Origin of the sequence: Geothrix fuzhouensis (assembly GCF_024609325.1) — a bacterium.
GTDB classification, from domain to species: domain Bacteria; phylum Acidobacteriota; class Holophagae; order Holophagales; family Holophagaceae; genus Geothrix; species Geothrix fuzhouensis.
The window spans coordinates 312,000-327,614 of sequence record NZ_JANHMQ010000003.1 but is presented as its reverse complement, the minus strand read 5'-3'; the positions used below and the strand labels follow the sequence as shown (position 1 = coordinate 327,614).

At 62.3% G+C, this 15,615-nt stretch carries 11 protein-coding genes and 1 tRNA gene; 7 read left to right on the top strand and 5 right to left on the bottom strand.

Features of this window, described 5'->3' with window-relative positions:
* Positions 1-5 precede the first annotated feature (5 nt).
* Together NOV74_RS12890 and NOV74_RS12885 are read right to left on the bottom strand one after the other, a co-directional pair.
* Positions 6-1,244: a response regulator gene (locus NOV74_RS12890; RefSeq protein ID WP_257313175.1), complete on the bottom strand. Its 1,239-nt coding sequence runs from the start codon at positions 1,242-1,244 to the stop codon at positions 6-8.
* 90 nt (positions 1,245-1,334) lie between these two features.
* Positions 1,335-2,837 (bottom strand): trypsin-like peptidase domain-containing protein, encoded by a 1,503-nt coding sequence (locus NOV74_RS12885; RefSeq protein WP_257313173.1) that lies wholly within the window; start codon positions 2,835-2,837, stop codon positions 1,335-1,337.
* Positions 2,838-2,946: 109 nt separating this feature from the next.
* Between NOV74_RS12885 and NOV74_RS12880 the strand changes: the two genes are divergently transcribed.
* Positions 2,947-3,023, top strand: a tRNA-His gene (locus tag NOV74_RS12880).
* 547 nt (positions 3,024-3,570) lie between these two features.
* A complete protein-coding gene (locus tag NOV74_RS12875) occupies positions 3,571-5,574 on the top strand; it encodes a polysaccharide biosynthesis protein (RefSeq protein WP_257313171.1) in 2,004 nt (667 codons plus the stop codon).
* Between the two features lie 33 nt (positions 5,575-5,607).
* On the opposite strand, the gene NOV74_RS12870 is transcribed toward NOV74_RS12875, so the two are convergent.
* Positions 5,608-5,742, bottom strand: a complete 135-nt coding sequence (locus NOV74_RS12870; protein ID WP_257313169.1) for a hypothetical protein — start codon at positions 5,740-5,742, stop codon at positions 5,608-5,610.
* 929 nt (positions 5,743-6,671) lie between these two features.
* On the opposite strand from NOV74_RS12870, the gene NOV74_RS12865 reads away from it, so the two are divergent.
* The 3 genes from NOV74_RS12865 (at position 6,672) to NOV74_RS12855 (ending at position 11,303) form a co-directional block, all read left to right on the top strand.
* Positions 6,672-7,832, top strand: a complete 1,161-nt coding sequence (locus tag NOV74_RS12865) for a sensor histidine kinase (protein WP_257313167.1) — start codon at positions 6,672-6,674, stop codon at positions 7,830-7,832.
* 7 nt (positions 7,833-7,839) lie between these two features.
* Positions 7,840-9,195: a sigma-54-dependent transcriptional regulator gene (locus tag NOV74_RS12860; protein WP_257313166.1), complete on the top strand. Its 1,356-nt coding sequence runs from the start codon at positions 7,840-7,842 to the stop codon at positions 9,193-9,195.
* Positions 9,196-9,350: 155 nt separating this feature from the next.
* On the top strand, positions 9,351-11,303 hold the full coding sequence (locus tag NOV74_RS12855; RefSeq protein ID WP_257313162.1) for a hypothetical protein: 1,953 nt from the start codon (positions 9,351-9,353) through the stop codon (positions 11,301-11,303).
* 178 nt (positions 11,304-11,481) lie between these two features.
* Here NOV74_RS12855 and NOV74_RS12850 read toward each other — a convergent pair whose 3' ends face one another.
* The gene (locus NOV74_RS12850) at positions 11,482-12,519 is read right to left on the bottom strand and encodes a right-handed parallel beta-helix repeat-containing protein (protein ID WP_257313160.1); all 1,038 of its coding nucleotides are present in this window, start codon (positions 12,517-12,519) and stop codon (positions 11,482-11,484) included.
* Positions 12,520-12,812: 293 nt separating this feature from the next.
* Between NOV74_RS12850 and NOV74_RS12845 the strand changes: the two genes are divergently transcribed.
* Positions 12,813-13,970 (top strand): DegT/DnrJ/EryC1/StrS family aminotransferase, encoded by a 1,158-nt coding sequence (locus tag NOV74_RS12845; protein WP_257313158.1) that lies wholly within the window; start codon positions 12,813-12,815, stop codon positions 13,968-13,970.
* A 2-nt stretch (positions 13,971-13,972) separates the two neighbouring features.
* Entirely contained in the window at positions 13,973-14,569 is a 597-nt protein-coding gene (locus NOV74_RS12840; RefSeq protein ID WP_257313155.1) for a sugar transferase, read from the top strand.
* A 45-nt stretch (positions 14,570-14,614) separates the two neighbouring features.
* Here NOV74_RS12840 and NOV74_RS12835 read toward each other — a convergent pair whose 3' ends face one another.
* Positions 14,615-15,613, bottom strand: a complete 999-nt coding sequence (locus tag NOV74_RS12835) for an ATP-grasp domain-containing protein (protein ID WP_257313153.1) — start codon at positions 15,611-15,613, stop codon at positions 14,615-14,617.
* Positions 15,614-15,615: the final 2 nt, after the last annotated feature.

The following is a 15,615-nucleotide window of genomic DNA, read 5'->3' as shown; positions in this document are numbered from 1 at the left end:
GGCTGTCAGCCCTTCGCGAGGTCGGATCCCCGCCGCAGATGTTCCTGGACCTCCTGGAGCAGGGTCTCCAGGTTCTTGAGGCGATCGCGGTGCTCGGACAGCTTCCCGTGGGCGGCCTGCTTCTCGCGCTCCAGGGCCGTGTAGGCCTCCCGCTGCTCCGTCAGGGTATGGGCCATCCGGGCCAGCTCCGCATCCTTCTGGTCCAGCCCGTTCATCAACTCCAGCCGTTCGCCCTCATGCTGGACGGTGCTTTCATCGAGCTGCTGACGCAGCCCCGAAACCTGCACCGTCAGCCGGGTGATCTCCTCCTGGCGCATCTGAAGCTGTTCCTGCAGCGTCTGCGCCTGCTGCTCCCGCTCCCCGGACTGCGCCCGGGCGGCCTCGAGTTCAGCTTCCACCTGTTTGAGACGGTCGCTGAGTCCAGCGAGATCGCGGTCCTGACCCCGCGACGCGGCTTCGACCCCGGCTAGCTTGAGCTGAAGGATATGGGCCTGCTCCTTGGCGTCATTGGCTTCCTTTTGGGCCGCCGCGAGCATCTCGTCCCGGGCGGACATCTCGTCGAGGTTCAGGGTTGTGGCGCCGATCTGCTGATGAAGGTAATCCTCGGCCTCCTGGAGTTGCTGACCCCGCAACCTCAGTTCCTCCCGGAGGGCGACCACCTGCTCCTCCAAGAGGTGGGCACGGGTGGTGTCCGGTGGCTGGGTAGCCCGACTGGATTTTGGCACTGTGGGCGCAGGAGCTGCAGGGGCCGGTCGGGAGGGCGTGGGCGGTGGTGGTGGCGGTTCGGCGACCGAGGCCTTCAAGCCATCGAGCCAATCGTCGCCCATTTCCGTATCCGCCAAGTCGCCCAGGGGGTTGTCGGGATCCACGCTGCGGCCGGGCACCAAGGGGGCCAGCGCGGCCACCAGCGCGCTGGGAGCAATGGGCTTGTGCAGGTAGAGATCGGCCCGGCCCTTGAGGCTCTGGTGCCGGCGGTACTCCTCCTCCGTGGCCTTGGCACTGATGAGAGCGATCTTGATGCCACTCAGGGCCGCCTGCTTGCGGATGGTGGAACAGAGGGCGTACCCCTTGTTGTCCGCCACTTCAACGCAGATGAGCACCGCCGCGAAGTCGCCCATTTCCAGGAAGGTCGTCACGCCTTCCGGCGACTTGGCTACCTCTAGATCGAAGGCTGCTTCCAGGCTGACCTGGTGCTCCTTGAGGAAGCTCCGGTCGCTGTCCACAAGTAGGAGGCGTTGGCCCATGGTCGTTCCTTACCCTGGTTGAACCTGTGAGTTTACCCTGAACAGCAGAAGCCCCGGAGAACCGGGGCTTCGGGAAGGTGGTGGACCCGTTCAGCGCGGGGGGATGGCCAAGGTCACCTTCTGGCTGCCATTGGGGCTCTGGATGAACAACAGCAGGGTTCTGCCGCCAGCTTTCTTCACCTGGGCATTGAACTCGGCCAGGCTGTTCACGGGCTGCCGCCCCACCTCGGTAATGACCATGCCGGGCGCCATGCCGCGTTCGGCGGCTGGGGAGCGGGGATCCACGGAGGTCACCACCACGCCTTTGAGCCGGTGCTTCACATCCATCGGCTCCACGGTGAAGCCGTAGAGCTTGTCCAGGTTGAGGCTCTTTGCCTCGCCCTGAGGCTTCTGACCGCTCTCATCCTCGGAATCCTCGCCCGAGTCACCCCGGCGCTGGGCTTCCAGGGCTTTGCGGTCGCCCAGGGTGGCGGTGAGGGTGAGGGTTTTGCCATCGCGCCAAACGGACAGCTTGATGGTCTCGCCGGCCCGGCGGCTGGAAATCACGCTCACCAGCTCGTCCTGGCTGCGCACGGGATGTCCGTCCACAGCAGTGATCACATCCAGCCGCTGCACGCCGGCCTTGTCGGCCGCCTGGCCCTTCTCCACCGTGCTGACCACCACGCCCTCCTTCACGCCCAGCGCGTCCTGGTAGGCCTGATCCAGATCAGTGGGGCCGACACCCAGGTAGCCACGGCTTACGGGCTTGCCGCTGCGGAGGTCCTTGAGGATGCGGTTGACCTGGCTGATGGGCACGGCAAAGCCGATGTTCTGACCCGCGGGGTTGATGGCGGTGTTGATACCCACCACCTCACCCTTCAGGTTGAGCAGAGGGCCGCCGGAATTGCCGCGGTTGATGGCGGCGTCGGTCTGGAGGAAGGAACTCACGCCCGTATCCAGCTTGCGGCCCTTGGCGCTGATGATGCCCTGGGTGACGGTGTGCTCCAGGCCGAAGGGGTTGCCGATGGCCACCACCCACTCGCCGATGCGCAGGGAATCCGACTCGCCCAGCTTGGCGAAGGGCAGGTGAGCCGCATCGATCTTGATGAGCGCAATATCCAGCTCCTTGTCCTTGCCGAGCACCGTGGCCTTGAAGCTGCGCCCATCGGAGGTCTTCACCTCCAGGGCGTTGTCGCTGGCGCCCATGCTGGCGATGACATGGTAGTTCGTGAGGATCTCACCCTGAGGGCTGATGATCACGCCGGATCCGCCCGACACGGCCCGCTGCTCGTCATTCCCCCCCCGGGGCGTCCGCCGCTGCTGCGGCCCACCAGGGCCGAAGAAGAAGTCAAAGAAGTCCTCGCCCCCGATCTGGGGGTGCTCGAAGCGCTGATTTTTTACGAAACTGGTGTTGGTGATGGCCACCACCGTGGGGTTGAGCTTCTCTGCCACGTCCGCGATGGGGGGCAGGCGGTCCATCCCTTTCGTTTCCACCATGACGGGCTTCTCTTCCTGCGCCTGGGCCTGCCAGCCATGGCTGAGCCCCATCCCGAGAGCCATGCACCCAGCCGCGAAGGCCGACAACCCCAAGACCTGCTTTACCTGACGATTCATGCGATCCCTCACTCCGCCGGATCCCCGGCATGTCTTTCGGTGACTGCAGTCCCCTTAAGGTTCCCGCTGGCCTTCCCGAGCCGACCAGGATAATCTGAGCAGTCCAACGGCGGCTGTAGCTCAGTTGGTTAGAGTACTGGATTGTGATTCCAGGTGTCGCCGGTTCGAGTCCGGTCAGCCGCCCCAGAATGAAAAGGCCCCCGCACGGGGGCTTTTTCATTCTGGGACACCTGGACTCGACCCGGCGACAATGGGCTCGCGGAGACAGCCCGGTGGGCTGTCGGAGCGAGACCGGCAGGCCGCGCAGCGGGATGCGGACGGTTCGAGGCCGGTCTGGGTGGGTCGGGTTCCTCGGCCAGATCCCGACCCGGCGACAATGGGCTCGCGGAGACAGCCCGGTGGGCTGTCGGAGCGAGACCGGCAGACCGCAAAGCGGGTTGCGGACGGTTCGAGGCCGGTCTGGGTGGGTCAGGTTCCTTGGCCAGATCCCGACCCGGCGACAAGGGGCTCACGGAGACAGCCCGGTGGGCTGTCGGAAGCGAGACCGGCAGACCGCAAAGCGGGATGCGGACGGTTCGAGTCCGGTCCGAGTGGGCCTGGGGCTGCCCGGAGCCGCCGGAAGCATGGCTACCCCCCGAACCTGGCTTGGCAATCCAATGATAATCTTTTATTTTAACATATTGCTTATGGCTAAAAGGAAGCTATTGTTAAAATCCTTCATTGTGGATTCGTCATGCGTGAGAATGCCCAAGCCTCCCCGGACATTGAAACACTCAGGTCACTGACCATCCTGAAACGGCCGGCCGTCAGGCAGGGCTGCAAGCTGATCCTGGACGCGGGCGTGGCGGCGCTTGCCTGGATTGTCGCCACCAGCCAAGTCCGCCAGGATCTGCCGACCCTGTACGGCACCCTCTCGTGGGTGGCCTTCGCCATGCTGGTGAACCTCGCCTTCCGCTACACAGGCCAGCACTTTCGCCTTCTGGGAATTGAGGAGGCCGAATCCTTCATCTTCGGAACCGTGGTCATGGTGGCATCCCTCACGCTGGTTTCCGCCTTCGGGGACAGGTTGGGGCTGGACCTCGAATCGCACAACCTGCTCCTGGTCGCCGGGCTCATCACTTGTCCCATGTGGCTCACCCTGCGGATCATCTTCCTGGCCTCCTATCAGCGCCTGTCACGGCGTGCGTATACCGCTCGCCAAAGGTTGAACACCTCGGGAGAAGGCGGCCGGGAAGTGCAGCGGACCCTCATTGTTGGCGCGGGCAGGGCGGGCGCCGTCCTCTGCCAAGAACTGCGCACCAATCTCCAGCTTCAATGCGAGGTGGTGGGTTTCGTGGATGACGCCCTGGAGAAGCAGGGGGTCCGGATCCAGGGCATTCCAGTCCTCGGGCACAGCCAACTGCTGCCGGTCTTCCTCAAGGAGCGCCATGCCACCCAGGTGATCCTGGCCATGCCGCGGGCATCGGGCGCCCGGTTGAAGGAGCTGAGCGACATGCTCCAGGCCGAGGGAGTCCGGGTGAAGACCGTTCCCGGCATCTTCAACCTCATCGGCGACCGGCCCTGGAAGCCTGAGCTCAGGGATATCGCGATCGAAGACCTCCTTCGGCGCGAGCCCGTCAGCCAGGACCTCAGCGCCATCAGCCAGGAGGTGGAAGGCTCGGTGGTACTCATCACCGGAGCGGGCGGTTCCATCGGCAGCGAGCTGGCCCGTCAGGTGGCCCCCTTCCGCCCCAGCCGCCTGGTGCTGCTGGGGCGGGGGGAGAACAGCCTGTGGGAAGTGGAACGGGAACTCCACCAACGCTTCCCGGGACTGAACCTCGCCGTGGAGCTCTGCGACATCCGCAACACCCTCCGGCTTGGGCGGGCCTTCGAAGCCTGCCGCCCACAGATCGTCTTCCATGCCGCGGCCCACAAGCACGTCCCCTTCCTCGAGCGGAACCCCGAGGAAGCCATTGAAAACAACGTCTTCGGCACGCTCAATGTCCTGCAGGCCGCATTGGCCTGCGACACGCGGATCTTTGTCAACATCTCCACCGACAAGGCCGTAAACCCCACAAATGTACTGGGTGTTTCCAAGCGGATTGCGGAATCCCTGGTGCTGCAGGCGGCGGACGAGGCCCCGGCGGGCCGCCGATTCGTGAGTGTCCGGTTCGGAAATGTGCTAGGGAGCCGGGGGAGTGTGATTCCGATCTTCCGCGACCAAATCAAGTCGGGGGGCCCCCTCACGGTCACTCACCCGGACATGACTCGCTATTTCATGACGATCCCCGAAGCCAGCCAGCTGGTGCTCCAGGCCGGCGTGCTCGGGCAGACGGGCAAGACGTTCGTCCTCAACATGGGCGACCCGGTGCGGATCGTGGACATGGCCATGGACATGGCCCGCCTCTCCGGCCTCTCGCCGGGCGTGGACATCGACATCCAGTTCACGGGCATGCGCCCCGGGGAGAAGCTCTTCGAAGAGCTCTTCACGGACGGCGAACAAGGGAATGCCGATGTGCATGCGAAGGTCTTCGAGGCAGTGCAGACACCCCACGACCCCATGCTCCTGGACCTTTCCCTGCGCCAGCTCAGGGAGGTCATCCACCTGCCGGATGGGGAGCGCCAGCGACAGATGCTCCGCTGCTTCAAGCGGCTCGTGCCCTCCTATCAGCCCTCTCCCATCGGCCTGGGCAAGTACGCCGGGGCGGAGACGGGTACCGCTCCGCCCATGTCTGAGGAGGTCCCCTTGTTCAACTAGAATCAGGGGAACGTCGGCTCAGCCCTGGGCTCCCTACCAGACGCCCTTCGTCAGGCCCGTCCAGAGGTAGCCACAGAGCGTGGGGTGATGGAACTGCTCAGATGGAAGGCTCGGCTTGAAGGGCTTGAGCTCACCCCGCAAGGCCTCCTCGATGGCCTTCACGGCCAAAGGGCGGATGGCAGCCGCCTGCAGGTAGAAATAAGTGGAGAATTTGTCCTGCTTCCCGGCCTTGAAGGTGATTGGGCTCCGGGTTGAGGCCTTGCTCTTGGAGGATCTCAGCCATGCGGGCCCGGTTTCTGTTCGCGATGAATCGCTGCAGGAGCACGAACCCGATCGGGCCAGCCAAGGTCACGGGCCCGTGCCGCTTGAGGCGGCGCCGGATGGCCTCCCTCCGGGGTCCCTTGTCCTCAGTGAGGGCAGTGACCAGCCCGAACCGGTCCACGATCGCATTGAGGATGATCCAGGAGTGGGGCGAGCCCTTGGTGAGCGCTACGATCGCAGGTAGTTAGCTTTGACGTTGTCACGACGGCCCAGCCACCCTCGGATCGGGCAGCACCTTGACGCCGCATCCAACCGAGTTGCCCTTAGCGGATAAAAAAGGACACCAAAACACCAAGGCACCAAGAACAGCAACAGTTCATACCCTTCTGGGTGTCTTTGGAAGCGAATCCGATGGACCCCGGACCACCTCGTTCGCGGCGGCATCGCCCGAAAGCATGGTGATCGCACCTTAATCTCCTTCACGGCTTCGGCAAGCGGGTTGGCCTCAAGGCCCTCCCCGAGTTGACAAGAGATTTCGCACGACCTCGCGAGTGCGGTTGCAGCCCGTGACCGTTTGCCCCCGTCCCATGGGGTTCCGGACCTCAGGCAGGCCCATCTGCACGAAACCAACGAAGCCATTGCGTACGCAATCGCCTGGCGGCAATTCTCTTAAAAAAACCTTCGATCCATACGCGTTTATACCTTGTCGGGGTTCTTAAGATCTCACGACAGCTCGGGCTTATGACCTTGGATCCACCTTTTTAATCAACAGGCCATTCCAAACGGTATCGAGGGGTGCCAATCTGTCACTTGAAGTGATTCCGGAAGGAGCCCGTGTGAATTCCGACGGTCCATTTCCGATCCAATCCCGATCCAATATCCCGCCTCGGCATGGTTTCACTGAGTCTCTTTCCGAGAACATGCTGCGGGATTCGGTGCTCATTGCGGCGGCACTTACGGGCGCGCAGGTGGCTCTGGTCCTGCAGGACGAAATCGGCACCTGGTACCGGGATGGCAGTGGCCTCACGAGCGAACAGCTTGCGGGTTTAGAGCCAGCCGACTCCCAAGGACTCAACCCTGAATCGAAAGTCCGCCTTCTGGAGAAATACGGGCTTCTGGTGGTCGAAGCCCTGCCTCTGGTTGATGATCGGCACCTGGTCATTGGCACCCTGTGCGCGCTTTCACCGGAACCGCTCGCTCTTTCCGAGGTCCAGCGAGAAGGGCTGAGATTACTGGCAGAACATATCCAGATCATCGTGGCCATGGATCATCAAAAATCCGAATCGCGCACCACCCCTCGCGCACCTTCGGCTGCGTCATTTGTGCCCGGGCTCGTCCATGAGCTCGGCAGCTTCATATTCGGAATCTCGGCGAGCCTAGATGCTTTTGAGGCAAGGTTCGCAGACGTGGAAGGGATGAGTAAGTACGGAGCCAACATCCGAAGAAGCCTGGACCGGATGAGCGCCTTCATTGTGGAGTTGAGAGAATACGGGTACCCACAGAGGCTCTCCTGGACCGTGCTCGCGCTCGAGCCCTTGCTGCAGGAAGCCATCGAGCACAACCTTCCCCTGGCGGTGAAAAACGGCCTTGATCTTCAACTCCACATCGAAGGGCCCTTGCCAGCGATCAACGCTGACAAGCAGGGGCTGCAGTCGGCCTTCACCCGCATGATCAACCTTGTTCTGCAGCATGAGGAACCAGGTGGGCACGTGGTACTCCATGTCGCAAGCAGCCATCCGGGAAACAGGACCGTGGTCTCCGGGCACCTGGAATTTTCCAGTGCGAAGATGGAAAACATCGATACGGCCCGGCTGTTCGAGCCTTTCTACTTCCGCGTTTCTGGAATGGGCCGGCTCACACTGCCAGGAGCCCGGCGGGTTTTCGAGTCCCACGGAGGGACCCTGACCGCAGGTCCTGGAGCCGAAGGAAGGATGCGGATCAGTTTCATGTTGCCCTCGGAATTGTCCTATTCTTTGCGAGCAGCCAGTCAACCTTGAGGGTTCCATGGCGAAGGCGAAGATTCTGGTTGTGGACGATGACGAAATCATTGTCTTTGCGATTCGGGATTACCTAGAGCTCCACGGCTTCACCGTCGATGAGGCGGAAACCTGCGCTGAAGCGGAGATCAGGTACCGCGCAGATGTGTATGATGCCGTCACGCTGGATTACTCTCTGCCGGATGGGAACGCCATCGAGCTGCTACCGAAGCTCAAGGCCATCGATGCCGGAGTCCCCATCATCCTTCTCACCGGCTATGCAAGCATTGAACTCGCCGTTCGAGCCATCCAGCTTGGTGCTGAGCAATTCCTGGTGAAGCCTCTGGATCTTCCTGCCCTTCTTTTCGTGATCGAGCGGGCGCTAGAAAACCAGAAGAACCGCAGGAAGCAACTGGCTCGTGACTCGGCCGATCAACCCCAGCGCGCGATAGATCCCTTCATTGGAGAGAGTCTTGCCATCCATAAGCTGGAGGAGCAGTCCCGCCTTGCGGCTGCGACCGATAGCCCCATTCTCATCCAGGGCGAGACGGGTACGGGGAAGAGCGAACTGGCCCGGTGGCTGCATCGAAACAGTTCGAGGGCCTCAGAGCCGATACTTGAGCTCAATTGCGGGGGGTTAAGCAAGGATTTCCTGGAATCAGAGCTGTTTGGGCACGAGAAGGGGGCTTTCACGGGGGCGATCGGGGTCAAGGTTGGCCTGCTTGAAGCCGCCCATCGCGGGACCGTCTTCCTGGATGAAATCGGGGACATGGATATACAGATTCAGCCGAAAGTCCTTAAGGCGCTGGAAGAAAAGCGCTTTCGTCGACTGGGTGGGCTCCAGGACCGGAAAGTGGATTTCCGCTTGATCGCTGCCACCCACCAGCAGCTGGATCGGCTTGTCCAGGAGCAACTCTTCCGACCGGACCTCTTCTACCGCATCAGTGCCATTCAGATCTATGTACCCCCACTGCGCGAGCGTGCCGAGGATATCCCCACCTTCGGCCAGATCCTCCTGAACCGGCTGACCAATGATTGCGGGCGGGAGCAGATGCGTCTCTCCCAGGGCGCACTGATGAAACTCAAGCATCATTCCTGGCCTGGGAACATCCGGGAACTGCGCAACGTCCTGGAAAGGGCACTGATGGGGGCCAAGTCTCCCATCATCGAGGCGCAGGACCTGGATTTCGCCTCCAGTCCCGACAGTAAGGGGTCTGTGGGGCTCTCCAACATGACCCTGAAGGAACTTGAGCAGCATTACATCACCCAAGTCCTCCTTGAGGAGGACGGCCATGTGGATCGGGCTGCCAAGCGACTCAATATCCCCCGAAGCACCCTCTACCAGAAACTCAAGGCTTACGGACCTGAACCGTCCAAATTCTAGAATTCAGATCCAAAGCTCAGACTTGCTCCTGGCCAAGGGATCGTTCTGCCCCTATATAAAAAATCTTAGTGCTGGTAACAGATACCTTAAGCCTTTGTGATCTGATTGATTTGTTGTGGCACCTCCGTTGCCTTTGGTTAGCAGTGGAGGTACTAATGCAGATCGGAAAATTATTCACTGCGCTTCAGGGGAGTGCCGTGGTTGGAATGCTGATTCTGACCGGCGCATGCTCCGGAAGTGGCGGCAACAGTTCGGGAAATGCAGGCACGACTGCCCCGGCGCCCACCGTGGCTGTCGCCCTGGTAGGTGTCCCAACCGATATCAATGTCAGTGACACCGTGCCCGTCACGGCCCAGGTCCAGGGCGCCACCAATATGGCTGTGACCTGGACGGTAGATAACATCCCGAACGGCAGCAGCGATGTAGGTACGATCGCCGGCAACGGAAACGCCGTCACTTACACAGCCCCCACGACGGAAGGCAACTATGTACTGGCTGCCACCAGCGTCATGGACACCACCAAGTCCGCCAAGACTCAGGTGCATGTCCGCAAAGCCACCAACACGGCTACCGTGACGTTGAGCCCTGCCGGCGCGACCATCAGCACCGGTGCCACCCAGGCCTACTACGCGGCGGTGTCCGGCACCGAAAGCCAGACGATCACCTGGTTCGTGGATAACGTCTCCAACGGCAATGCCACGGTCGGCGCCCTCACCCCCAACGGCGACGGGGCCCACATGCTCTATACGGCCCCGGCAACAGGCGGGACACACACGATCAAGGCCGTGGCCACCAATTCTGTCAACGCCAGCGTAAGCGGGTCCACCACCGTCACGGTGCAGGGAACCCTCGCCCCTTCCGTGGCTCCCGCCATCACGACCCAGCCCCTAAGCATTGCCGTGAACGCGGGCCAAACGGCCACCTTCACCGTCGTCGCCACGGGTACCGCTACCTTGAACTATCAGTGGAGCAAGAATGGGACCGCGATCAGCGGCGCCACCTCCGCCAGCTATACCACTCCAGTCACCAGCACTGCGGACAGCGGCGCTGGGTTCACGGTGGTGGTGACCAATGCCTCGGGCAGCGTGACCTCCAGCGCAGCGACTCTCACGGTGAACGCTGTGAGCGGCGTCCAAACAGGAGTTGTCGGTTTCGGCTATGCCACCACCGGAGGCGCTGGGCAGCAGGTGGTCCACGTCACGAACCTTAACGACTCGGGAGCTGGAAGCCTCCGCGCCGCGGTAGGTTCAAACCGGACCATCGTGTTTGACGTGGCGGGGACACTTCCAGTGTCGAGTCCTATCGGTTTCAGTTCCTGCGCCAACGTCACCATTGACGGAACCACAGCACCCTCTCCAGGCATCACCTTTACCGGTTATCAAATGGTATTCTCTAGTTGCAATAATATTATCGTAAGGGGAATACGGAACCGATGTGGAGTCAGTGGAAGCAATGGTGAGGGCATCCAGTTCCAGCCTGATAACTACAACGTGGTGATCGATCATTGCTCCTTCTCTAATTATGGGGATGAAGGGATCGACCTCTGGCACGGGAACCATGACTTCACGATCCAGAACTGCATCATCGGAGCAGGAATGGCGGGGAGCCCCAACTACCCTTGCTTGATCGGTGGTGGTAATTACAACATCACCTTCTACCACAACCTCATCTCAAACGGTTACTACCGCATCCCAGCGATTGGTTGGGATGACGCCAACGGAACCGCCGCTCCTGGGATCTGCGCCGAAGTCATCAACAATGTCGGATGGAAATACTCATCCAACTACGGCATTGAAATCTACTGGGGCGCGAAGGCCAACGTGCTTGGGAACTACATGTATAACGCGGTCAATCCAGGCAATACGGCCGCCGTTCACGTTGACACGAGCAGTGGCGCCCCGGCTCAGTGCTATTCGAGTGGAAACTTCTCAAAGGATGGATCCAGCATCGGTAACAACATGTCTTCGCCATTCACGGTGCCTACTGCGGCCCGGATCACTGCGACCAGCGCATTGGATGGCGCCAACTACGTGAAGGCCAACGCCGGATGCCGCGTGGGTGGACTCGATGCTTATGATCAAGCCCTCATCAACGACTTGAGTTTCTAGGCAAGTCTAGAACCAGCCTCCTTGGTCATCGCGGTGTAGAAGTTTCACCAGATGACCAAGGAGTTGCTGCGTGCGGAAGGACGTTCCATTGTTGCGGATCGCGACGAGCGCGGATGCGGCGGCCTTCCCCCTGTCGCACCGGACGAAACGGTACGTCCCAGGCCTGCCCTGGATCCGGTCAGCGCTGCAGTCCGTTCCCCGACAAGGTGTTGCGGGAGACGCCCTCCACGGACGAATCGGAGGAATTGATCCCGCGGCCCAGGTTGCCCGTCACGGTGTTTCCGGTGATGGTGTTCCCCTTGCAGAGGTATTGGAGGATGCCATCTCCGGCATTGCCAGTGACGGAGTTCCCCGTCACGGTGCAGTGATCTGCCCCGTTCCGCAGGAGGAGGCCGAGGCCGTTCCTCTCCACCCGATTGTTGGTGATCTGCACGCCCGCGCAATTGGAGACCTCGATGCCGGCGCGCGGTGAGGGGCTGAGCGTGTGCGCCCCATTGCCTGTGCTGGTGTTGCCGTTCACCACGACGCGGGAGATCCAGGCCCGGCCCGTGTGGGCCTGCGGCACGCCAATCTCGAGGCCGTATCCGCCGTTGTCCAGGAACTTGCATCCGGAGATGAGGACGTCGTCCACTGTATCGCCGGCATTGGGCTCGATGTCGAGGCCGTCTTCAGGAAGGGTTCCTGCGGTATTCCTGAAGGTGGAATCCCGAACCACGATGCCCTTCCCGCTGGTGATGGACATTCCTTGGCGCCGGTTGTGGTCCGCGACTACCCCGCAGAAGGTCACCTCATGGCTGGAGGCCACATAAAAACCGTCGCCCCAGCACTCCCTGGCGGTGACCCCCGCCACGACTACCTGCCGGGCCTGCGCGAGCGAGAGCCCGTGGCCCCACTCGCCTCCCTTGCCGGTGTGGCCCGCCCGCTCACCCAGGAGTGTGCCGCCGGTGATGGTCACGCGCTCCGCCTTGGCGACCAGGAGGATGGCAGAATGCGCCGAATTGTTCGGGATGGCCTTCAGGACGGCGCCAGGAGCCAGGGCTAGCGTCATGTCGCTCCTCAGGCGTACCGATATGAGCGCGTTGACGAGGTAGGTCCCTTTCGGGATGCTCACGGTCCCCCCCGTGCCGGCCACCATGTCCACCGCCCGCTGGATGGCCTGGGTATCGTCGGTGATCCCGTCGCCCTGGGCTCCTATCCTGCTGTTCCGGACATTCATGACCAAGGTGGATCTAGGGACGGGCACACACCCTTGGCCGGGCAGGCCCGTGGATTGTCGACCTGGCCCGGCTGAAGCGCTGCTGGTGATGCCAAGAAGGCCCGCCAGAAGCACTCGGAGCAACGGAGAAGGAGTGTTCATCGCGTGCATGGCGGCCACCTGTTGGGTGTCTGTGGGGATGATAGTCCCATCCCGAGAACCCATCAAGACATGCCATGCCTCATGATTGCCTTATAACTCCGAGCATGATGCTAGAATATTTCGATGTTGAATGTTCACTCTATGGGGATTTTATGAGGGAAGCCTTCCTGCCCTTCAGCCCGCCTTCCATCGGCAACGAGGAGCGCGACGAGGTGATGGACACCCTGAGATCCGACTGGATCACCACGGGTCCGAAAACCAAGGCGTTCGAGACCAAGCTGAAGGACTACTTCGGCGCGCCCGCTGTGGTGGGCTTCAACTCCTGTACGGCGGGCCTCCATGTGGGCCTGTTGGCCCTGGGTGCCGGACCCGGTGACGAAGTGCTCGTCCCCTCCATGACCTTCTGCGCCACAGCGAATGTTGTCGAACACGTCGGGGCGAAGCCGATCCTCGTGGATGTCTCCCCGGACACCCTCAACATGGACCCCGAAGCCGCCGCCCGGGCCATCACGTCCAGGACGAAGGCCATCCTCCCAGTCCATTACGCGGGGCACCCAGTGGATCTGGACGCCATCTTCGCCCTGGCCGACCGCCACGGCCTCCAGGTCCTGGAGGACGCCGCGCACGCCATTTCCGCCCGCTACCGGGGTCGCCTGGTGGGCTCCAGGTCCAACCTCGCGGCGTTCAGTTTCTACGCCACCAAGAACATCACCACCTCGGAGGGCGGCTGCCTGACCGGGGACGAGGCGCTGGTCGAGAAGGCGCACATCTACGGCCATCACGGGATGAACCGCGACGCCTGGAAACGTTTCGACCGGAGCGGCTCCTGGTACTACGAAGTCGTCCTGCCAGGGTTCAAGTACAACATGACGGACATCCAGGCGGCCCTTGGCCTCCACCAGCTGGATCGACTGCAAGGGTTCCAGCGGCGGCGGCGGGAAGTGGTGACCGCGTACAGGGATCGGCTAGGGAAGCTCCCCTGCCTGGAGCTCCCCGTCGAACGCCCGGAGGTGGAGTCGAGCTGGCATCTGTATGTGCTCCGCCTGCGGCCAGACCAGCTCAGGATCGATCGAAACGCCCTCATCGAGGGGCTCAAGGCGCGCAACATCGGGACCTCGGTGCACTATCTCCCGGTGCACATGCACCCCTATTACCGGGAGAAGTACGGCTATCGGACCGAAGATTGCCCCGTGGCCGCGGACGCCTTCAGCCGGATGCTGAGCCTCCCACTGCATCCGGGGATGACTGATCGGGATGTCTCAGACGTCTGCGAGGCCCTGGAAGACCTCCTCGGTTCGAACCAGGCCTAGCCATGACGCGGCTCTTCGACTTCCTGGGCGCGCTCCTCGGGCTCGTCCTGTTGTCTCCGGGGCTGCTCCTCATCGCGGCCATCATCAAGCTCGCAGACCGCGGCCCGGTCTTCTACCGGCAGGTGAGGGTCGGCCGGGAGGGGCGTCTGTTCCGGATCTGGAAATTCCGGACGATGGTCGTGGGTGCCGACCGGATCGGTCGCTCCCTCACCGTGGGCGGGGATCCCCGGGTGACGCGGGTGGGAGCCTACCTGCGGCGCTGGAAACTCGATGAACTCCCGCAACTGCTCAACGTGGTCACGGGCGAGATGGGGTTCGTGGGGCCCCGGCCCGAAGTTCCACGTTACGTCGCGCTCTACACCGAAACCCAGCGGCGGGTGCTGGACCTCCGACCGGGCATCACGGACCTGGCTTCGATCGCCTACCGGAACGAAAGCGATCTGCTGGACGGCCACGAGGATCCGGAGGCCCACTACATCAGGACAATCCTCCCGGACAAGATCCGCATCAACCTCGACTACGCCGCGAAGGCGGGTGTCTGGCGCAACTTCAAGGTGATCCTGGCCACCCTAGGCCTCCTCGCCCCGGAGCGGGTCTGATCCCGGGCCGCGTTCCACCGTGAAGGACGCGTCGCGGTACAGCCCTCAGGTCATGGGCCAATGCGGGATCGCCGTCCCCCTCTCCCGGGCTTCCATCAGGGCGGACAGGTGCATGACCCCGATGGGGATCGGCGTCTGCTTGGCATACCCCGCCGGGGTCCGGCGGAAGAGGGTGGTGGTGTAGACGTCGTTCAGCACGAAGGTCATCGAGATCTCTCCGATGACCCAGCCCTTCGGCCCCTGCATGAAATCGTAGGCCATGGAGGTGAAACCATGCCGGTTGCTGATTTCCAGGGCCAGGTCGCACGCCTCTGTCGGCAGATCCGCAGGCTCCACCATCTCCCACAAACCGCTTCCACTGGCCCGGAAATCATCAGGCCGGTTCCTTCGGACGAAGACCGACAGGAGGTCGGTGCCCAGGGTCGTGATGCGCCAGTCCGAATCGGCCTCGATGAATTCCTGGGCATAGATGTACCTGGGGCAGGCGTTCAGGTACCGGAGTTTCCTCGCCAGCAGGAGATCCCCTTTCTCCAGGCGCGGCAGGTAGTGGAATTTCATCACCACCTTTTCCAAGAGGCTCTGCGGCCGGAAGATGCCCTTCAGCAGCTCCTCGGCCGCGGCACGATCCCGCACGCGGACCACCCCGCTCGCCGAGGCGCCCATGTGCGTCTTGGCGATCAGGGGGTAGATCGCCTTGTCCAAGTACGCCCGCGCCTCCATTTCGCTGTAACTGATGAAGGTCTCTGGCACCGGATGGCCGTGGGCCTTCAGGAACAACGTCTCCCGGATCTTGTCGTCGTAGAGCCAGAGCATGAGGGAATTGGGGAAACAGGGGACTCCCATCGCCTCGACGAGCGGAATCTTGGTCCGGATCTCCGCCATTTCGCTCGGGTCGCCCATCGTCGGGCGCCACACGAAGAGATCGACGCCTCTGACCGCCTCCATCCAGGCATTGTCATCCACCGGCACACTGCGCACTTCCAGGCCAAGCGTGGCACAGGCCTTTTCGAACTCTCCCCGCCAGTTCGCGGGGGCCTGGCACATCC